Source organism: Erythrobacter insulae (assembly GCF_007004095.1).
In the GTDB taxonomy this organism is placed as follows: domain Bacteria; phylum Pseudomonadota; class Alphaproteobacteria; order Sphingomonadales; family Sphingomonadaceae; genus Erythrobacter; species Erythrobacter insulae.
This window is the reverse complement of sequence record NZ_VHJK01000001.1, coordinates 2472609-2492568: the sequence shown is the minus strand read 5'-3', so window position 1 is coordinate 2492568 and position 19960 is coordinate 2472609. Positions and strand designations below refer to the sequence as shown.

General features: G+C 54.8%; 14 protein-coding genes. 5 read left to right on the top strand and 9 right to left on the bottom strand.

Going from position 1 to position 19960, the window contains the following annotated elements; translation table 11 throughout:
- Positions 1 to 46: 46 nt before the first annotated feature.
- Together FGU71_RS11660 and FGU71_RS11655 are read left to right on the top strand one after the other, a co-directional pair.
- Entirely contained in the window at positions 47 to 1756 is a 1710-nt protein-coding gene (locus FGU71_RS11660) for a copper resistance system multicopper oxidase (RefSeq protein ID WP_142788724.1), read from the top strand.
- Positions 1753 to 2841: a copper resistance protein B gene (locus FGU71_RS11655; RefSeq protein WP_142788723.1), complete on the top strand. Its 1089-nt coding sequence runs from the start codon at positions 1753 to 1755 to the stop codon at positions 2839 to 2841. Before FGU71_RS11660 ends, FGU71_RS11655 begins: the two co-directional genes overlap by 4 nt.
- A gap of 86 nt (positions 2842 to 2927) precedes the next feature.
- Here the strand turns inward: FGU71_RS11655 and lepA are convergent, their stop codons facing one another.
- The 3 genes from lepA to FGU71_RS11640 form a co-directional block, all read right to left on the bottom strand.
- Positions 2928 to 4745 (bottom strand): translation elongation factor 4, encoded by a 1818-nt coding sequence (gene lepA / locus FGU71_RS11650; RefSeq protein ID WP_142788722.1) that lies wholly within the window; start codon positions 4743 to 4745, stop codon positions 2928 to 2930.
- Positions 4746 to 4839: 94 nt separating this feature from the next.
- Entirely contained in the window at positions 4840 to 6957 is a 2118-nt protein-coding gene (locus FGU71_RS11645) for a putative bifunctional diguanylate cyclase/phosphodiesterase (RefSeq protein ID WP_234035734.1), read from the bottom strand.
- Positions 6958 to 7201: 244 nt separating this feature from the next.
- Positions 7202 to 9418 carry a putative bifunctional diguanylate cyclase/phosphodiesterase gene (locus tag FGU71_RS11640; protein WP_142788721.1) on the bottom strand — a complete coding sequence of 739 codons (2217 nt, stop codon included), beginning with the start codon at positions 9416 to 9418 and terminating at the stop codon, positions 7202 to 7204.
- 202 nt (positions 9419 to 9620) lie between these two features.
- On the opposite strand from FGU71_RS11640, the gene FGU71_RS11635 reads away from it, so the two are divergent.
- From FGU71_RS11635 to FGU71_RS11625, 3 genes are all read left to right on the top strand, one after another.
- Positions 9621 to 11318 carry an alpha/beta fold hydrolase gene (locus FGU71_RS11635; RefSeq protein ID WP_142788720.1) on the top strand — a complete coding sequence of 566 codons (1698 nt, stop codon included), beginning with the start codon at positions 9621 to 9623 and terminating at the stop codon, positions 11316 to 11318.
- A 121-nt stretch (positions 11319 to 11439) separates the two neighbouring features.
- A complete protein-coding gene (locus FGU71_RS11630) occupies positions 11440 to 12303 on the top strand; it encodes an alpha/beta fold hydrolase (RefSeq protein WP_234035733.1) in 864 nt (287 codons plus the stop codon).
- A gap of 423 nt (positions 12304 to 12726) precedes the next feature.
- Positions 12727 to 14493, top strand: coding sequence for an N-acyl-D-amino-acid deacylase family protein (locus FGU71_RS11625; protein ID WP_142788719.1), 1767 nt, complete (start codon positions 12727 to 12729; stop codon positions 14491 to 14493).
- Positions 14494 to 14511: 18 nt separating this feature from the next.
- Here FGU71_RS11625 and FGU71_RS11620 read toward each other — a convergent pair whose 3' ends face one another.
- From FGU71_RS11620 to fabD, 6 genes are all read right to left on the bottom strand, one after another.
- Positions 14512 to 15600 (bottom strand): DUF2855 family protein, encoded by a 1089-nt coding sequence (locus tag FGU71_RS11620; RefSeq protein WP_142788718.1) that lies wholly within the window; start codon positions 15598 to 15600, stop codon positions 14512 to 14514.
- 34 nt (positions 15601 to 15634) lie between these two features.
- A complete protein-coding gene (locus tag FGU71_RS11615) occupies positions 15635 to 16261 on the bottom strand; it encodes a glutathione S-transferase family protein (RefSeq protein ID WP_185960284.1) in 627 nt (208 codons plus the stop codon).
- 19 nt (positions 16262 to 16280) lie between these two features.
- Positions 16281 to 17408 carry a DNA polymerase III subunit beta gene (gene dnaN / locus FGU71_RS11610; RefSeq protein ID WP_142788716.1) on the bottom strand — a complete coding sequence of 376 codons (1128 nt, stop codon included), beginning with the start codon at positions 17406 to 17408 and terminating at the stop codon, positions 16281 to 16283.
- Positions 17409 to 17608: 200 nt separating this feature from the next.
- Positions 17609 to 18361, bottom strand: coding sequence for a 3-oxoacyl-[acyl-carrier-protein] reductase (gene fabG, locus FGU71_RS11605; RefSeq protein ID WP_142788715.1), 753 nt, complete (start codon positions 18359 to 18361; stop codon positions 17609 to 17611).
- A 77-nt stretch (positions 18362 to 18438) separates the two neighbouring features.
- Entirely contained in the window at positions 18439 to 19014 is a 576-nt protein-coding gene (locus tag FGU71_RS11600; protein WP_142788714.1) for a hypothetical protein, read from the bottom strand.
- Entirely contained in the window at positions 19014 to 19952 is a 939-nt protein-coding gene (fabD, locus tag FGU71_RS11595; RefSeq protein ID WP_142788713.1) for an ACP S-malonyltransferase, read from the bottom strand. Before fabD ends, FGU71_RS11600 begins: the two co-directional genes overlap by 1 nt.
- Positions 19953 to 19960 lie beyond the last annotated feature (8 nt).

Here is a 19960-nt window from a genome sequence, read left to right as displayed (position 1 = left end):
AGGGGGGTATATATGAAGGTACAGAATGTTTGAGTAAAGGCCTCTAATGACCAAGCCGCATCTATCCCGTCGCCGCCTGATTGGAAGTACAGCCGCACTGGCAGCAGCAACCGCTCTGCCAATGCCTCTTTGGGCGCGTGGCCGATCTCTTACTCATGCAAATCAGGGGTTTGGCTCTGTCTCGGGCGAAGACATCAAACTTGCGATTGGCGATCATCACTTTTCCACCGGCGGTCGCTCCGGCCATGCCATTGCGGTTAATGGAACAGTTCCCGGCCCTTTGATCCGATTGAAAGAAGGGCAGGACGTGCGCCTGCATGTCACCAATAATCTGAATGAGGATTCTTCAATTCATTGGCATGGACTGCTTCTGCCATTTCAATTTGATGGCGTACCCGGTGTCAGCTTTCCCGGTATCAAGCCGGGCCAAACCTTCACATATGAATTTCCCGTCCGTCAAAACGGTACATACTGGTGGCATTCGCATTCTGGTTTGCAGGAGCAGGCCGGGCATTATGGCCCGATCATTATCGAGAGCGCAGAACCAGACCCGCGCTACGACCGCGATTATATCGTCCTGTTGAGCGAATTTACCCCGATACACCCGCATGAGATTATGCGAAAATTGAAGGTGGGTGAGCATTATTTCCAGCGGCAAATGAACAGCGCAGTCGAAGGTGATTTGTCGGGCGCTGAACGTAGGATGTGGGGTAACATGCGGATGAACCCGCGCGACATTTCGGATGTCACCGGGAGCACTTATACCTACCTTATCAATGGCCACGGTCCGGCCGATGACCTGCAACTGGAATTTAAACCGGGTGAGCGTGTTCGCCTCCGTGTGATCAACGGCAGCGCCATGACATTTTTCAATGTCCGTATTCCCGGCGTTGCGATGACCGTGATCCAAGCTGACGGTAAAGATGTAGAAGAGGTGGAAATTGACGAATTCCAGATCGGCACTGCTGAAACCTACGATGTAATAGTTCAGCCCAAGGACGGCAGCCACGCTATCGTAGCCGAGGCAATGGATCGCAGCGGCATGGGCATCGCAAGCCTGACAAGCCATAAAGGCCATACGGCCACACCGCCGCCGCTTAGAAAAATTCCGACGCTGACCATGACCGATATGGGCATGATGGATCACGCCGCGATGGGCCACGATATGGGCGATATCGGCGATATGGATCACAATATGCGCGACACATCGCTGTTACCCGCTGATGTAAAGGTTGGCCCCGGCATCGATATGGTTGCGCCCATGCCCACCGACCGGATGGACTTCCCCGGCCTTGGCCTCGACAAAGTGGCACACCGCGCGCTGCGCTATACCGATCTCAAGGCCAAGCGGATGAACCCGCACCGCGAAATTGATCGGGAAATGGAGATCCACCTTACCGGCAATATGGAACGGTACATGTGGTCCTTTGACGGCAAGAAATTCACCTCCGTCACCGATGATCCGATCCGCTTCGGTTATAATGAGCGGGTGCGCGTGAAATTGGTCAATCAAACGATGATGGCACACCCGATCCACCTGCACGGCCATTTCTTTGAAATGGTGAACGGCGCAGATCACATGCATCAACCGTTGAAACATACAATGGTGGTGCAGCCGGGCGGAACGGCAACTTTTGACCTGACAGCGAATGAGCCGGGCGACTGGGCGTTTCACTGCCACCTGCTGTATCATATGCATGCCGGTATGATGCAGGTTGTGACGGTCCGGCCTTTCCCGGAAAGTGCCAAATCATGACGCGGTTATCTATGGTTGCGGGCATGGCTTTAATCGCAGCGCCGCTTTCAGCGCAGGATCACTCCGGTCATGCCATGCCGGACAAACCGCCTGTTGATGCGCAAGCGAAGCCAGCGATGGATCATTGCGCAATGGGCCACCTGCCTCCGGAAAAATGTCCTCCCAAAGACACCGTTCCGGCAGATGAAGATAAGGGCCGTCATCCTGAGGGTCATATCCCTAGGGAGCAAGGTTCCAAAGATCATAGCTCTATGAACCATGGTGCAATGGACCGTGGTGCAATGGACCATGGTGCATCTGGCGCATCCGCCGACAAAACAGCGCCCGGCGCTGCACCGGAAATTGCGGTGCCAGAGCGCGCCTTTGACGGACCGCGACACGCAGCTGATGCAATCTGGGGCGCCGAAGCCATGGAACCGAGCAGAAGCACCCTCGCCCGCGAGAATGGCGGCATGCAAACAGGGATGGTGATGATCGAGAGGCTGGAGGCGCGCATTGCCGCCGATGGCGGCGAAGATGGCTATGTCTGGGACGCTCAAGCTTTCTATGGCGGTGATATCAATCGTTTCGTTATCAAAACCGAAGGCGAAGGAGAGTTCGGCGGCGAACTGGAAAGCGCGGAAATTCAGGCGCTTTATAGCCGCGCGATTGGTCCCTTTTTCGATCTTCAAGCCGGCGTTCGCTTTGATCCGGTGCCTGACACGCGCGGGCATTTGGTCGTGGGTGTGCAGGGATTGGCTCCCTATATGTTTCACGTTGATGGCGCACTATTCCTTTCGGATCGCGGCGATCTGACGGCTCGTATCGAGGGTGAATATGACCAGCTCATCACCCAGCGTCTGATTTTGCAGCCGCGTATGGAAGTGGAACTGTCCGCGCAGGACATTCCCGAAATCGGCATCGGTGCCGGGATCACCAAAATCGAGCCAGGTGTGCGTTTACGCTACGAGGTCAAGCGGGAGTTCGCGCCGTATATTGGCATCGAATACGAAGCCGCTCTGGGCAGAACCGCCGACCTCGCGCGAGCGAATGGCCAAAAAGCCGATGGGATAAAGGTGATCGCTGGCCTTCGGGCCTGGTTCTAATTTCCGCGTAAGCTCCGCCCAGCCTGCGAGAGGCGGCGCAACCTTGCGAAATTTGATAAAGCGAAAGCGCTGCCGGGTTCGCCGCGCTATTCATCCCCCATCCGCAGGGCTGCGATAAACGCTTCCTGCGGGATGGAGACATTGCCGTATTCGCGCATCTTGGCTTTGCCTTTTTTCTGCTTTTCCAGCAGTTTCTTTTTACGCGAAATATCGCCGCCATAACACTTGGCCGTCACATCTTTGCGCATGGCCGCAATGGTTTCGCGCGCGATGATCTTTCCGCCGATGGCAGCCTGCACCGGAATCTTGAATAAATGCCGTGGAATCAAATCTTTAAGGCGTTCGCACATGCCGCGGCCACGCTCTTCAGCGACCCCTGCATGGACGATCAGCGATAGGGCATCGACTGGCTCGTTGTTGACCAGGATGTTCATCTTAACAAGGTCGCCTTCGCGCAGGCCGATCTGCTCATAATCAAAGCTGGCATAGCCCCGCGAAATGGACTTCAGTCGGTCGTAAAAATCGAACACCACCTCATTCAAAGGCAACTCATAAGTCACCTGCGCGCGGCCCCCGACATAGGTCAGATCCGTCTGCACTCCGCGCCTGTCCTGACACAGTTTCAGGATAGCTCCCAGGTGCTCGTCAGGCGTGTAAATCACCGCCTTGATCCACGGCTCCTCCACCGCAGAAATCCGGTTTACATCGGGCCAATCGGCAGGGTTGTGGATCAACACCTCTTTCGCATCTTCATTCTTGGTCTTCGCCAGTTGCAGCCGGTAAACCACAGACGGCGCTGTGGTAATCAGATCAAGATCGTATTCGCGGCTAAGGCGTTCTTGAATAATCTCAAGGTGCAGCAACCCGAGAAAGCCCGCACGAAAACCAAAACCCAGCGCGGCAGAGCTTTCCATTTCGAAACTGAAGCTCGCATCGTTGAGCCGCAATTTGCCGATGCTCTCACGCAGCTTTTCAAAGTCCGCGGCATCCACGGGGAAGAGACCACAGAACACCACCGGTTGCACTTCTTTATAGCCCGGCAGTGCTTCGGTCGCCCCGCCCTTTACGGTGGTAATCGTGTCACCAACGCGGGCTTGTTCAACCTCTTTGATCTGCGCGGTAATAAATCCGATTTCGCCCGGGCCAAGCTCTGTCAAATCGGTCCGTTTGGGAGTGAAACAGCCCACCCGGTCAATAAGGTGATTCGTGCCACCTTGCATGAATTTGATGTTCAATCCCTTATTCAAGACCCCTTCGATCACCCGGACAAGAATGACGACACCGAGATACGGATCGTACCAACTGTCAACGAGTGACGCCTTGAGCGGCTTTTCGCGCTCGCCTTTAGGAGGGGGGATTCTGGCAACGACCGCTTCGAGAACATCTTCAATCCCGATGCCCGTTTTGGCCGATGTCATAACGGCTTCGGATGCGTCGAGGCCGATCACTTCCTCGATTTCTTCCCGAACACGCTCTGGCTCGGCGGCAGGCAAATCAACCTTGTTAATGACAGGCACGATCTCGTGGTCATGCTCGATCGATTGATAGACGTTGGCCAAGGTTTGCGCTTCGACACCTTGAGCCGCATCGACAATCAACAGAGCGCCTTCACACGCCGCAAGACTGCGAGAAACTTCATAAGCGAAATCGACATGGCCGGGGGTGTCCATCAGGTTAAGCTGATAGGTCTCACCATCCTTCGCCGTGTAATTCAGCCGGACGGTCTGCGCTTTGATAGTAATACCGCGCTCGCGCTCGATATCCATATTATCGAGGACCTGCTCGGACATTTCGCGCAGGGTCAATCCGCCAGTGAATTGAATCAACCGGTCGGCAAGCGTGGATTTGCCGTGATCAATATGCGCGATAATCGAGAAGTTTCGGATTTTGGAAAGGTCAGTCATACCCAACGGCGTTTAGCGGGCAGTTTAATCAAAGTCATTCGCGAAAATCGCAACAGTGCTTGGCGTGACCCGAACCGTGGCTGGAGCAACGCATTTAAGCTGCTTCGTGCGCGGTTCCTCCGGCATATGCAAATTGCGGAACACTGGCCCCTTGGCCAAGCAATCCGCCTTCCATACCCTTGTAATCGCCAGACGAAAGCGCGGCCAGAGGAGCGCCCGCAGAAGCCAGCGCATATGGTGACACTCGGTTGCGGGTACACAGACCACCCGACCCATCATCAACAAGCGATTGCTCAAATTCGAGCCCTTGGGTGTCAGACATGGCGCGCGTGACCGTGGCAACAGCAAGCTGCCCTCCGCCAAGATCAACAACGAACTGCGTTCCCTTGGGCACATCCGCCAAGCCCTGGATCAGAGCACCGCTTCTCGAAAGGTTGCGCAATGTCACTTCATAAGAGTGATCATCATGGATAACTTGAATCTTGCGGAATACGGTCCGGCGGCGCGCGCGTTTGGTACGGTCGCCGCTTGGGGTGATTGTCCACCCCTCGCCCAGCAGCTCCGATTGCACGGTATCGTGGGTCACAGGGTCAGAGAAAATAGGACCTTCGACATAGCTGATGCCGCAATCAAGCAAGGAGGCGAGAAGCAGGTTACTTTCAATCCCGTTCGCAATTGTCTCCATGTCGAGTGCGCCCGACAATGCAACGATGGCGCGAACCAAACCCAGTTCGCGGCTATCATGCCGATCCGCCTCTGCCAGCAGCTGTTCATCAATTTTGATTGCATTGAATGGAGCCCGGCGCAGATAGGCTAGCGAGGAATACCCGCTGCCAAATTCATCAAGCGTAAGGCGCACCCCAACTTTGAAAAGGCGTGCAAGTGTCCGATCAACCTGATTGGTGTCGCCAAAGAAAACCGCTTCCTTGATCTCAAGATCCAAACGGTTTGCCGGCATATCGGCATCATCCAATGCCTTTGAAACATCTTCCACAAAGTCGCTATGATTGAACAACGGCACGGGCACATTGACAGCGATCCGAACGCTCTCCGGCCAATATGCCGCGTGGCGGCATGCTTCGGAAATTGCCCATCTGCCGACTTCCAAAACGTGGCTCGATCCGTCCAGGATTGATGCAAATTCGTCTTCGTCGATCTCGCCGCGCTTCTCGTGATTCCAGCAAATATGCGCCTCGAGTGCTGCGACCTTTTGGGTTTTGGCATCGACGATAGGTTCATATTTGAGAAACAGCTGTTTTTCACGGACTGCCGTTCCGAGATCTTCCTCCAAACGGCGGCGGAAAATGGCTTCATTTTCAAGATCGCATGAAAAGAACCGGTATTGGCCGCGTCCACCATTTTTGGCGGCATACAAGGCGAGATCGGCCGAACGCACGACTGCATCTGCGCTTACGCCATCATGCGGAGCGATCGCGATGCCGACTGACGCGCCGATCACGCATCTGCCTTCATCAAGGGAATATGGCTGTTTAAGCATCGTGATGATTTTCATCGCGATTTCACCGAGGACACCGCGGTCATCCACGTCGGGAATCATCACCTGGAATTCGTCACCGCCAAGCCGGCCAATTTCGCAATCATGGGTAATCGAACGCCGCAGACGCTCTGCAACCTGTTTCAACAATTCATCGCCCGCAGCATGGCCCAGCGTGTCATTCACCTGCTTGAACTTATCCAGATCGAGCATCATGATCGCACAGTTGCGCTTAGCCGTTTTGAACGCCGTGAGTGTGGTTTCGATCTGGTGCGCCATCCGATGCCGGTTCGATAAACCGGTCAAGGAATCGAATTTTGCAAGTTTGGCAGTTTCTGCCTCGCGGTAATATTCTTCAGTAATATCCGCGCTCGTGCCCCGGAATCCGGTGAATTTTCTGCCTGAGGAGAAAACAGGCTGGCCCGACATTCTCAGAACAGCACCTGCAGGACGGCTATCGGCACGCACGGCAAAACCCGAAAACGCTTTTCGGGCACCGTGCATCAGCGAAAGTGATTGAGTACGCCCATCGCGATCAATCGGAGAGAATACGCTTGCAAGCGGTTTGCCCAGCAAATCGCCGAGCGGGATTTCAAGTCGGTCTGCGATCGCTGCGCTAAGATAGGAAATATTGCCGTCGGCGTCTGTCGCCCAAAACCATCCGAGACCGGATTGCTCAAGTTCATCCAGCATTGTCAATCGCTCGCCATCGGTCATTTCCGAGGCAGCATGGGTGCGAAAGCCGCTAAGCAAACCACCGCTTTTCGTTGACAAGAGACCCTTTAGGGACACCGAGGCAATTCCTTTAACAAGTACGCCAGCTCAGAACATCCTGAACCTCAATCACCTGTAAACCCGGTTGGTTATTTTTCTACTAATGTCGGAGCGCAATTGATCGTAACAATCGGCAAAAGCGGAGAAAAATTGCAAAACGTTCGCGTTGGCAAAACCGGCTATTGTGCTATTTTTTTCCGTCTGGCTGTGCGCTGATGTCGACTTCTACAAAGGCTTTTTTGCTCATGTTCAGCGCCCCTGTCAGCGCTGCAACCGCAGAATCGTTAAGCGCTCCAAGCGGGCGGCCTGCAGCTTCGATCTGATAAGGTGAGACTCTGTGGCGGGTACAGAGGCCGTCCGCGCCATCGGAAACCAGCGCAGTTTCAAATTCAACACCCTGGCTGAAACCCTGCGAGCGGCGCACGCTCGCAACCGCTAGCTGACCACCGCCCAGATCGAGAACAACGTCTGTGCCAATTGGCACTTCGAGCAAGCCTTCGATCTTGGCGCCTGTTTTTGACAGGTTGCGCAAGAACACATTGTACCGGCTGTCTTCATGGATCAGCCCGATTTTCCGAAATTCTGTACGGCGATCAGACCGATATTTTTCAGGTCCGCGCGGTTCAAAAATCAGTTCTCCATTCTCGAGCCGCTCACGTATTTCTGATCCAGGCATCGCTCTTGCAAACAGAGCGCCCTGAATCCGCCCTGCACCATACGTAACCACCGCTTCCAGTTCGTCTTGCGTCTCTACACCTTCGGCCACAGTTTCCATATTGAGCGCTTTTGCCAGGCTCACGACCGCAGAGACAATCGCTCCGTTATTGTTGCCTTCCTCGGTGCAGCCACGAACGAAGCTCTGGTCAATCTTCATTTTGTCAAAAGGCGCATCGCGCAGGTAGCTAAGTGAAGAATAGCCAGTGCCAAAATCATCCAGCGCCAGACGCACACCGATTTCTTTCAGCTCGCGGAACATCCTGAGCGCGCGATCAATATCGCCGACAAAGACGCTTTCGGTAATCTCGAACTCGATGCGCGACGGCTCGACGCCCGAATTTTTCAACGCTCTATTCACGATCTCAATGAAGTTATCGGATGCGAATTGAACCGCCGAAACGTTAATCGCTGCGCAGACATCCGTCGGCCAACTGGCGACTTGTGCGCAAACATCGTTGATCGCCCATTCGCCCAATTCGCGAATAATGCCGACCTCTTCGGCAACTGGAATAAAGTCAGCCGGCGAGATCATGCCGCGCTCACCATGATTCCAACGCATCAGGGCTTCGACACAAACAACCTTGTGTTCGTCAGCGCTGACAATCGGCTGGAAATGCATTTCCAATTCTTCTTTGACGAGCGCATCCCTCAGATCTTCTTCAATCTGATGACGATGGCTCGCCTGATCACGCAGGTCACTCGAATAGAACCGGAATTGCCCACGCCCGCCGCCTTTAGCGGCGTACAATGCAAGGTCGGCTGCCTTGATCAACTCTTCGCTTTCGATCCCATCAAAGGGGGCCACGGCAACGCCGACAGAACACCCGATGATCGCCCGCATACCGTTGATAGAATAGGGCTGCGACAGCATCTGAATGATGCGGTCAGACAGGTCCCCTAGAATGGCGCGGTCCTCAATATCGGGGAGCAGGATCTGGAATTCATCGCCGCCCAAACGGCCAATTTCCCCTTGATCGCCGACAATCCGCGTTAGTCTTTGCGAAACCTGCTTCAACAACTCATCACCGGCAGGATGGCCCATCGTATCATTGACCTGTTTGAAACGGTCAAGATCAAGCAGCATCGTCGCACAGGATCGTTTTGCGACCCTGAATGCGCTAAGTGTTGCGGTCAGTTTGTGATTGATCCGATGCCGGTTAGCCAGGCCGGTCAGCGAGTCATATCGCGAGAGTTTTTCAGCGTCTCTTTGACTCGCGATGGTTGACGTAACATCGCGGGCAATACCGTGATAACCGCTAAATTCGTTTTCTGTATCCTGCTTTGGCGCCCCGGAAATTTCCCACCAGACTGTTTTTCCGCCTTGCTCGATTTTAACAATGGTCGGACGAAGCGAATTGCGGGCCGCAAACTGAAACTTCAGTGGTCGCTGTGTCGACGATTCACCGGTGCCTTCGTCATCAACGAACAAATCGCTGAGCTTCATACCGATCAGTTCATCGGGGTTTCCCGATAGTCGCTCTGCTGCGGGTGCGGAAAGGTAAACCAATCGCCCGGCACCGTCGCTGGCCCAGAACCAGCCCAATTCGGATTTCTCTAAGGCATCCAACAAGCCTGCGCGCCGAACTGCATCATCGGACGCAATCGGCGCAAGCGGAGCAACGCCGCCTTCTGCGGAATCTGCCTTTTTTTGCTGCGCACCAGCAAATTTTGAAAAAAAACCGCCCATGAAGAGCCTCTCTAAATCGTGTAATATCTGCCACGGTGCATTACGCGCAGATTGGTTTAGGAATGGCTAAGACGAGTTAACCCTAACCAAAACGGTGAACGGGAACCGTGCCCCCCGCTTGATACTTATACCGGTAACAGGCATGTAAAACCTGAAAAAACAAAACGCCGAAACGCAACGGCAGCAGTAAGAGAGGGCTCCTATGTCAGACGACACAATCAAGCTTGAAAATGAAGCAGCTCAATCCACGAGCGCGCTCGGCCCACTGATTGGGGTCGCTCGCGAGGACTTTGTCAGCGCTGTGGCATTGCTTCTGCGTGAGACTGCGTCTAACCCCAACCGCGCGTTTCGCCATGCGCGATCTTTCAGCGAGGATATGGTCAAGATCCTGACCGGCAAAAGCGAGCTTGCCCCTCACCCAAAAGACAAACGGTTTCAGGATCCTGCGTGGCAGTTCAACCCGTTTTTCCGGGCCGGTGCGCAGTATTATCTGGCCGTGCAAAAAGGAATGCGCAGCTGGCTGGACGAGCTTGAGCTGGATGATCTGGAACGCAACCGCGCCAATTTCATCGCCAACATTATCCTTGACGGTCTGGCCCCGACCAACACGCTGGTTGGCAATCCGATTGCGCAAAAGCAGATCATCAATTCAGGCGGACTGTCTTTGATCAAGGGTCTTCAAAACGCCTATAATGATCTGGTCCACAACAAAGGCATGGTCAGTCAGGTCGATAAACGACCGTTTAAAATCGGCGAAAACATTGCGACATCCAAAGGTGCGGTTGTGCATCGCACAGAGATGTATGAGCTTGTGCAGTATACGCCGACGACCGACGAAGTTTATGCAATCCCGCAAATGACAATCCCGCCGCAGATCAACAAGATGTACATCAATGATCTCTCGCCGGAAAAATCCATCATCAAATGGCAGGTCGATAACGGATTGCAGACTTTCGTTATCTCATGGCGCAACCCATCGAAGGATCAGGGCCATTGGGACATGGCCGATTATATCGCTTCGTGCGAAGAGGCATTGGCAATCGTGTCGGACATCACCGGTTCGAAAAAGGTGAATGTTTCGGCCGGATGCTCGGGCGGTCAGACTGCTTCTGTCCTGGCATCAAAGCTGGCGGCGACAGGCAATGACATTCTGGGCACGCTGACATTGATGGTCTGCGTTTTGCACCCGAAACAGACTGACATTGAGGCAGCGTCTCTGGTCAGCGAAAACGGCACCCAGCTTGCTCGCCAACGCGCGGCAAAAGCTGGCATAATCAAGGCAGACGATCTGGCGCGCGGCTTTGCGTGGCTGCGCCCGAATGATCTGATCTGGAACTACGTCATCAACAATTATCTGTTGGGTATGGACCCGCCGGCTTTTGATGTTCTGTACTGGAATGCAGATGCCACCAATCTTTCGGCCAGCCTTATGGGCGATTTCTTGACGTTATTCGAGACATTGGCTTTCACGAAACATGGCGAAGTGGAAATGGCAGATCATAAAGTCGATCTGTCGAAGGTGACATCAGACATGTTCATTTTGGGCGGCGTGACCGATCATATCACTCCGTGGAAAGCGACCTATCGATCGACCCAGCTTTTTGGTGCGAAAAATGTCACCTATGTGCTCAGCCAGTCTGGACATATGCAGGCTATCTTGAACCCTCCCGGCAATCCCAAAGCCAAATACTTTGTTCAGAAAAAGAAGGGCAAACTGCCTGCAACCGCAGATGAATGGTTGCAAGGAACCGAAGAGGTTGCCGGTAGCTGGTGGCCGTATTGGATGGAATGGATTCAAGAACGCTCAGGCGCGAAGAAAGCGGCCCCGGCGAAGCTCGGCAGTGCCAAGCATAAACCATCAGATCCAGCGCCCGGACTCTATGTTATTGAAGAAGTCTGATAAGCGCTTTAGCGACGTATTTTACTAAAGCTTATGGGAGGCACCCCCGTTAGGGATCAACGAGGGTGCCTCCCACCCACGTCCCGGTTCAGCCGTGACGTTCAGAAAGGACGGAAATTAAGTGTCTGATGTATTGAAGGACGCTGACGTCCGCATGGAAGAAATTGGCGGACGGACGCTACGGATTGCTACGTGGCGGCTCGACGAACAGAGCGATCATCCGCCTGTATTGTTCTTTAATGGCATCGGCGCGAATATCGAGGCTGTGGCACCGCTGGCGCAGACTTTGACCGAGCGCGGTTTCATCATGTTCGATATGCCCGGTGTCGGCGAATCGCCTGATCCAGTTGTCCCTTACAACCCCTTCACGATCAGCTGGACTGCCTCAAAACTGCTCGATAAACTGGGGATTGATCAAGTTGATGTGATGGGCATCAGCTGGGGCGGAGGCATCGCGCAACATTTCGCCATGCAACACGCCAATCGCACTCGGCGTCTGGTTTTGATCGCTACAAGTGCCGGTATGTTGATGATGCCTGGCAGTCCCAAAGCGCTTACCAAAATGGCCAATCCGCGCCGGTATGTTGACGCTGACTACATGATCAAGAATTTCGAGACCCTCTATGGCGAAGGTTTAGGCAAAACCAGCGGCAAAAAAGGGCATATGTCGCTGTTAAAGCCGCCCTCGCCGCGCGGATACATGTATCAATTGATATGTATGCTCGGCTGGACAAGCGCGCCAGCCCTGCCATTCCTATTGCAGAAACCGACCCTTATCATGATGGGCGATGAAGATGCGATTGTCCCCCTCGCCAATGGCAAATTCCTATCCATGCTGATCCCCAACAATGAATTGGTCGTCATGAAAGGCGGCGGGCATCTATTTTTGCTTAGCCACAAAGAGGAATGCGTGAAGTCTATTCGCGGATTTCTTGCCACTGCCGAGCATGACGATGAGGATGAAGACACCGCTGAGGCAGCTTGAACCGCTGGTTTAACTTGGCTCCAAGCACCCAACCTTTGATCAATTGCTGCAACGTTTACCGATCAACGTATCCCCGAAACCGTCGCGGCTCAGGAAATTGGTCATTTCTTGGTCACATCGGGCATTTGTAGCTCTGTTTGCGCCCTTGCAGACGCATTTGCAGGCGCCCGTGTAGACTCCATTGTAGCTGCCTTAGAAAAGGCGAGCACACCGCTCAAACCTCTCAAAATACTCATCAATCCCCTCAGTGCATGACGATCGCCATCGTCTTCGAACTGCTCGAAAACGCAACGCTGATCTCAGATCACTCTACTCCGCTTGATCCACCAACAGCCGCGCTCTCGGACTGCTCTTCGCAGATAAAGCGCTCTGGACACGCCCGGAGGATTGGGACAATCTGCTGTGCATAACGGGAGAGAGACCATGCCAGCATTTGACCTTATTATCCGCGGCGGAACGATCGTCGATGGCACCGGCGCAAAACGGTTCGCCGGAGATATCGCGATCAAAGATGGTCTCATTGCGCAAATCGGCACCATTCTGGGCGACGCCGCAGAAGAGATCGACGCGACCGGTAAAATCGTCGCGCCCGGCTTTGTCGACATTCACACGCATTACGATGGTCAGGCGACCTGGGATCAGGAAATGGCCCCCTCCAGCTGGCACGGGGTAACCACCGTTGTCATGGGCAATTGCGGTGTTGGTTTTGCCCCTGCAAAGCCGGATCGCCACGAATGGCTGATCAGCCTCATGGAGGGTGTGGAAGACATTCCTGGCACGGCTCTGGCAGAAGGGATTACCTGGGATTGGGAGACTTTCCCGGAATATCTCGATTCGCTTGAGAAACTTCCCCGTACAGTCGATATCGGGACGCACGTACCGCACGGCGCGGTAAGAGCGTATGTATTGGGCGACCGGGAACAGCCCGGTGCCGTCCCCACTCCTGAAGATATCGCCGCAATGTCAGATATCGTCGAAGAGGGCGTGCGCGCCGGCGCTTTGGGCTTTTCTACATCGCGTACAGTGCTCCACAAATCGGTCGATGGAGAGCTGGTGCCGGGAACCACCGCCACACCCGAAGAGCTTGTCGCTATCGGCAAAGCAATGGGCCGCGCAAAAGACGCAGGCGGGCACGCGGTATTCGAAATGGCTAGCGACCTTCAGCGCGACTGGAACGAGTTTGAATGGATGGGCAAATTGTCTCGAGAGGCCGGCATTCCTGTCACCTTTGCCGCGCTTGAATCCATCGCAAAGGAAATGCCGCTGAAAGAGCAGATCGAGACGATGCGGGCTGAAAACGACAATGGCGCGCACATCGTGGCTCAGATTGCCTTGCGCGGCAACGGGATCATCATGGCGTGGCAGGGAACCGTAAACCCGTTCACATTCCGCCCAAGCTGGCAGGGCATTAAAGACCTGCCCTGGCCGGAACAGAAAGCCAAATTGCTCGATCCCGCATTTAAAAAACAGCTTTTGTCAGAGGCCAATGATTACTCAGAGGCGCCCATGGACATCATAGGTGTCGTCATGGTGATCACACAGGGTTGGGCCCTGCAATATGAAATGGACCCCGATTTCGATTATGAGCCGGACGAAACCGCAAGCGTGAATGCCCGCGCTCAGGCCGCCGGCGTTGATCCTCAGGAATACGCCTATGACATGCTGTGCCGCGAAGAGGGGACCGGCTTTATCTACCTTCCCATTCTGAACTATGCCGAGGGCAATCTCGACTTCCTGCATCCGTTGCAACATGCCGATGACACGGTGAATTCGCTATCAGATGGCGGCGCACATTGCGGCACGATTTGCGATGCAGCCTCGCCCACATTCATGCTGGAACACTGGGTCAAGTCTCGCAAACGGGGGAATCGGATTACACTTGAAAACGCGATCAAACGGCAATGCCGCGACACCGCCGTGCTTTATGGTCTGGAGGATCGCGGCATCATCGCACCGGGTTATCTTGCCGATATCAACGTGATTGATATGGACGCGATCAAACTTGGCCGCCCATGGCTGGCATTTGATCTCCCAGCGGGCGGAAAACGGTTGCTGCAGAAAGCCGATGGCTACGTCTGCACAATCAAGAACGGGGCCGTCACATTTCGCGGCGGCAAATGGACCGGTGAGACGCCGGGCGGGCTGATCCGCGGGCCTCAACGTGTCGAAATGGCCGAAGCGGCGGAGTGAAACTCCGCCGCCAACCACTCACGGCTCGATGACGATACCCTTCGCTGGATCAACCTTGCCAGCAATCATTTCGAGATAGACCGACTTCGCGGCATCAAGGCCCGAATGTTTGACGATCTCGACTGTTCCGTCTGTTGCGCCGAGAAAACCGTGCCACGCCTTCGCGACCAGTTTACCACCTTCAACCGGACCATGCTCTTTAAAGAATGACACGGCATGATCCGGCGCAAAGAATAATGTCGGTTTGGGACCGGGGAGCCCGCGATCATCGGTCATCCGGCCGCTGCCGCGCTCTTCGATATGGGTCGCGCCAACGAGGCATGAATATTTGAGCGTATCCGAGAAATGCTCGTGCAAATTAGCGAGCAAAGCGGCGTTACCAGCGAAATCGACGGTGACACTTTCGGCGATTGGCAACATGCCAACCTCTTCATACGACATCACTTTGTCATAAAGCCCGGTGCCTTCGACGAATTCGATATTGCCCGCGGAAGTCAAACCAATGCGTTTGATACCCGGCGAATTCTGCTGGGCAACACTGGCAAGGCCCATCGCTGTTTTCGAAGACGCACTGGTCAGGATCACCTGCTTAGCCCCGAACCAGTCTTCCTGCCGCATGAAATACTCGATCAGGAAACCCGTTTTGAAAAGCGGTCCAAAAATCATCCGCTCCGCTTCACGGGCTGCGTCATGTTCCGGATCCGCCGCAAGCCGTGAATACTGATTGTAGATCGGGCTCATCGGTTGACGATATTCGGTCATATCTGTGAAACCGGAAGCGGAAACCTTGCCCGGTTGCACGTCCAGATGGGTCGCCATCGGAAGATACCCATAGACGCGCTCGCCAGGGGTGAATTCCTCGTGTTTGCTCTCGATCACTTTTGCATGGCCCCACATCGGTACGATGCCAAAACCGGCAGGGGCGGGGAAGAAATTCCAGTACCCGAAACCATCGCCAACAACCGCGTAGGTGATATTGTTTGCCGTGACCGAGAAGCTCTCGATCTCAAGTCGGACAGCGCCTTCGGCGAGGTCGGTTAATTCAACATGGACGATATCGGCATGGGTGAGTTCGTCTTTTTTGACGTGGACTTGTTGAATGGTCACGGGCTTTCTCCTCTTTGAAGAAGACCCTACCCCATCACGGCTCGCTTTCCCACCGTGTTGCTATGACGGAGGGACGCTTTTCGCACGCTTCCATCCAGCTGCTGATCTTGTCGCATTGGGCAATGCCTACCTCGCCTTGCGGTGTGAGCTGCAATCCGCGCAGAACAGGATAGAGAAACACGTCAGCCATGGTGAAACCGTTTGCGGCCCACGCACCGTCCCGCTGCATTTCACCTTCAACGAACCCGAGAGCGAGGCTGATATTGGGCAGTGCCCGGTCAATCTTTTCCCGTTCAAGCGGGAAGCCTGCGACTTTGTGCATGATCCATGGCATCACAAGGCCACTTTCAAACAACGGGAACATGTAATTGTTGGCAATCGCGACCCATTTTTCACTGAGCGCCCGCGCAGCGTGATCTGCCGGCTGAAGCGCGCCGCCATTATGCGCATTGTCAATGTAATTGGCGATCGCAACGCTTTCGACCAGCTCAAGGCCATCAATCTCGACAACCGGCACCTTGCCGAAGGGGTGCCTGTTCTGCGGTGATTGCGCAGCAGTCGCAATAGTTTCGTGGCTTACGCCGGCTTCTTCACACGCAATCTGAACAATGCGGGTGTAAGTCGAAATGACCGTACCAAAAATGCGGACCTGCGCTGTCACGCCGATATGCCGGGCGGGATTAGACCCGCATCGGCATGAGGACATACAGCGCGGGGCTGTTTTCGTCCTGACGGATCATCGTCGGCGCGCCTGCATCGGCGAGATGCAATTCAACAGTGTCGCTGTCGATCTGATCGAGGATATCTTTCAGATAGTTGGCGTTAAAGCCGATTTCGAATCCTTCCGACTTGAATTCCGCAGCCAATTCTTCGGTTGCCGTTCCGTTATCGGGAGATGTTACAGAAAGTGTGACCTTATCCGTCTCAAGCCCCATCTTCACGGCGCGGGTTTTCTCCGTTGCGATCGTCGCAACACGGTCAACACCCTGGAAGAACAGTTTCGGATCAACTTTCAAAAGCTTGTCATTTCCTGTGGGAATAACACGGCTGTAATCCGGGAAAGTGCCATCAATCAGCTTGCTGGTAAGAACAACGCCGCCTTCGCCGCCAAGGGTAAAGCGGATCTTGCTGGCGGACAGATCGACCTGAACATTCCCGTCCAACGCCTCTTCGAGGAGTTTGCGCAGCTCGGCCACCGCTTTGCGCGGCACGATCACATCCGGCATGCCTTCGGCGCCTTCAGGTCGGTCAAGTGTGAAACGGGCAAGCCGGTGACCATCTGTCGCAGCCGCCTTCAACACCGGCTCATCATCATCGGTCACGTGCAGGAAAATGCCGTTGAGGTAATACCGGGTTTCCTCGGTCGAAATGGCGAAGCGGGTGCGATCGACCATCTCTGCCAGAACGCGCGCGGGCAATTCAAACGAGGTCGGAAGATCGCCTTCGACAATAACCGGGAAATCATCACGCGGCAGTGTCGGGAGTTTGAAACGGCTGCGTCCGGCCTTAACCTCCATCCGGTTATCGGCCGTTTCCAGACTGACCTGGCTGCCTTCGGGCAATTTGCGGGCAATATCGAACAAAAGGTGCGCGGAGACCGTAATGGCCCCGGCTTTTTCTACCGACGCTGCGGCCATCGTTTCGACGACTTGCAGATCAAGGTCGGTTGCCATCACTTTAACACTGCCGCCATCACTGGCATCGATCAGCACGTTCGACAGGATCGGAATGGTGTTTCGGCGTTCAACCACCGATTGTACGTGGGAGAGACAACGCAGGAGCGTCGCGCGTTCGATCGTAGCCTTCATCGCTTACCTATCGCTCTGTGGGGGCCGGTGCCCTCGTTATGGCGAACATGGGACGGAATCGCCCCGGTCGCACTGGAATTTGCCTGAAACCTTAGCGCGGTGGCCGTTACGGGCAAGCCGCGAGGAATACGAATTGCAGACTCGTCTGGGGATAAGGCCTCGTCCGAGGGCTGTCAGCCGCTTATCGAGCAAGCGGGCGCCTATGACATCATCGCCATGCCGCCGTTCACGTGCAGCGTCTGACCGGTGACATAACCGGCTTCACGGCTTGCAAGATAGGCTACGGCGGCTCCGATATCGTCGCCCTCGCCCATTTTGCCGGCCGGTATTTTGGCGTTGATTGCCGCGGTTTGCTTTTCATCCAAGGCAGCCGTCATGGCTGTGCGGATGAAACCGGGTGCGACGCAGTTGGCGGTGATCCCGCGCGATGCGACCTCCTGTGCAAAGCTTTTGGTCATGCCGGTAACGCCTGCCTTGGCCGCGATGTAGTTCATCTGCCCCGGGTTACCCGTCGCGCCGACAACGCTGGTAATGTTGATGATCCGGCCAAAGCGGGCCTTCATCATCGGCCGGGCACTGGCGCGCATCAACCGGAAGGTCGCCTCAAGATTGATGCGGATTACCTCGTCCCATTCATCGTCTTTCATCCGCATCGCAAGGTTATCGCGCGTAATCCCGGCATTGTTGACCAGAATGTCCACACTGCCCATCGTATCGAGCGCGGCCGGGATCAATTCTTCAACTTGCGTACTGTCGGAAAGATTGCAGGTGATCTCTACATGATCGCCGCCATTTTCCTCGATCAGTTGCTCGCGAAATCCGCGCAGCTTTGAACCGTTGGAACCCGACAAAGCGACGCGCGCGCCCTGTTTGGCCAGCGCGATTGCAATCGCCGATCCGATACCGCCGCTTGCGCCGGTGACCAAAGCGTTCATTCCTGAAAGTGAAAACATGGGTGTCTCCTGGACTCTGATATTTCTTGTAAGCGAACTAAGCTAAGCGACTTGGGGTAATTTCGGAATTGCCGCTCTTATTCTGGTGCCAATTGTTCTAAAGCTGTTTCTCGCAAAACGCGCGCAGCAAGATAGGCACCGATATATTCGGATTGCTCGATCGAGCCGTTCACCGGCTCGTCGATGATCACATTGCTGAACCAATCGACGTCTTCCTCATTCAGCCCGCTCTGTTTGCCGGTCTCGGGGTCGCCAAACACCATTATTGAAAACAGCTTCATAAAGCGCGCGCGATCTTCATTGCTCAAAAGCGTATCGATCCGGCGAACCACTTCGACCACATCAGGGCGCGAGGCTTCAATCCCCTTTTCCGACAACAATGCAAAACGATGCTGGGCGAGAAGGATAACGGTTTCCTCCTCCGCATCCGGGCCGGCACACTCTTCTAAACGAGTGCCAAGCGCCATGCCCAAAGCCTGAGCCAGACTGTCATCGTTAATTGAAAACTCGCTGACATATCTATCAATCGTGGCCTGATCAGCCTCGGAATATCCACCCTCCATACAGGCGATCAAATCGGCAGTCTGAGCGTGGCCAACAGTCGGCAGGGACAATGCCGCTCCAGCAAGCGAAAGTGTTTTAATCCAATGCATTAACCGGCATCCTTGGCAAAACTTTCGATGTCTTCCATCGTGATCAGGCTGGACGCTGCAGCTTCTTTATCAATGCGGCCAATCATCGGGCCAAGCACTTTCCCGCCAAGCTCGATAAAGCTGTCCACTCCATCAGCACGCATGGACAGCACACTTTCACGCCAACGCACACGGCCAGTCACCTGTTCGACCAGCAAAGCGCGTTCTTCTTCAGGGTCACTCACCTTGCTCGCGGTGACATTGGCAAAAAGCGGTAATGCCAAATCACCCGGCGATGTTTCCGCCAAGGCCTCAGCCATACGGTCCGCCGCAGGCTGCATCATCGAACAGTGAAACGGAGCCGATACCGGTAGCAATATCCCGCGCTTGATGCCGTGGTCTTTGACCAAAGCGATGGCGCGCTCAATCGCGCTCCTATGGCCGGATATCACGACCTGAGTCGGGTCATTGTCATTGGCGATCTCGCAAACGTCCCCTTCGGCAGCCGCAGCGGCCAGGGCGGCGGCTTTTTCGATATCCGCCCCCAGCAAAGCCGCCATTGCGCCCTCGCCCACAGGAACCGCTGCTTGCATCGCCTGACCGCGCAGTTTCAGCAGCCGCGCTGTCGTCGGCAGATCAAAAGCCCCGACAGCGCATAGCGCCGTATATTCGCCCAAAGAATGCCCCGCCACGCAAGCGCCATGATCCGCCAGTTTTACGCCGAATTCGATTTCCATGACGCGTAGTGTCGCGATAGCATTGGCCATGATCGCTGGCTGGGCATTTTCGGTAAGGGTAAGCTGATCCTCAGGTCCGTCGCGCATAATCTCCGACAGTTTTTGCCCAAGAGCTTCGTCGACCTCTTCAAACACTTCACGGGCCGCGCTGCTGGCTGATGCCAGCTCGCTACCCATTCCCACTTTCTGGCTGCCCTGTCCGGGAAACACGAATGCACGCATGAAATTAC

Excerpts from the sequence above, each read along its gene's own strand:
- FGU71_RS11640 (WP_142788721.1), bottom strand. The coding sequence starts at position 9,418 with ATGGGCGGTTTTTTTTCAAAATTTGCTGGTGCGCAGCAAAAAAAGGCA.
- FGU71_RS11660 (WP_142788724.1), top strand. The coding sequence starts at position 47 with ATGACCAAGCCGCATCTATCCCGTCGCCGCCTGATTGGAAGTACAGCC.
- fabG (WP_142788715.1), bottom strand. The coding sequence starts at position 18,361 with ATGTTTTCACTTTCAGGAATGAACGCTTTGGTCACCGGCGCAAGCGGC.
- lepA (WP_142788722.1), bottom strand. The coding sequence starts at position 4,745 with ATGACTGACCTTTCCAAAATCCGAAACTTCTCGATTATCGCGCATATT.
- fabD (WP_142788713.1), bottom strand. The coding sequence starts at position 19,952 with ATGCGTGCATTCGTGTTTCCCGGACAGGGCAGCCAGAAAGTGGGAATG.
- FGU71_RS11635 (WP_142788720.1), top strand. The coding sequence starts at position 9,621 with ATGTCAGACGACACAATCAAGCTTGAAAATGAAGCAGCTCAATCCACG.
- FGU71_RS11645 (WP_234035734.1), bottom strand. The coding sequence starts at position 6,957 with ATGACCGATGGCGAGCGATTGACAATGCTGGATGAACTTGAGCAATCC.
- FGU71_RS11625 (WP_142788719.1), top strand. The coding sequence starts at position 12,727 with ATGCCAGCATTTGACCTTATTATCCGCGGCGGAACGATCGTCGATGGC.
- FGU71_RS11600 (WP_142788714.1), bottom strand. The coding sequence starts at position 19,014 with ATGCATTGGATTAAAACACTTTCGCTTGCTGGAGCGGCATTGTCCCTG.
- FGU71_RS11655 (WP_142788723.1), top strand. The coding sequence starts at position 1,753 with ATGACGCGGTTATCTATGGTTGCGGGCATGGCTTTAATCGCAGCGCCG.
- dnaN (WP_142788716.1), bottom strand. The coding sequence starts at position 17,408 with ATGAAGGCTACGATCGAACGCGCGACGCTCCTGCGTTGTCTCTCCCAC.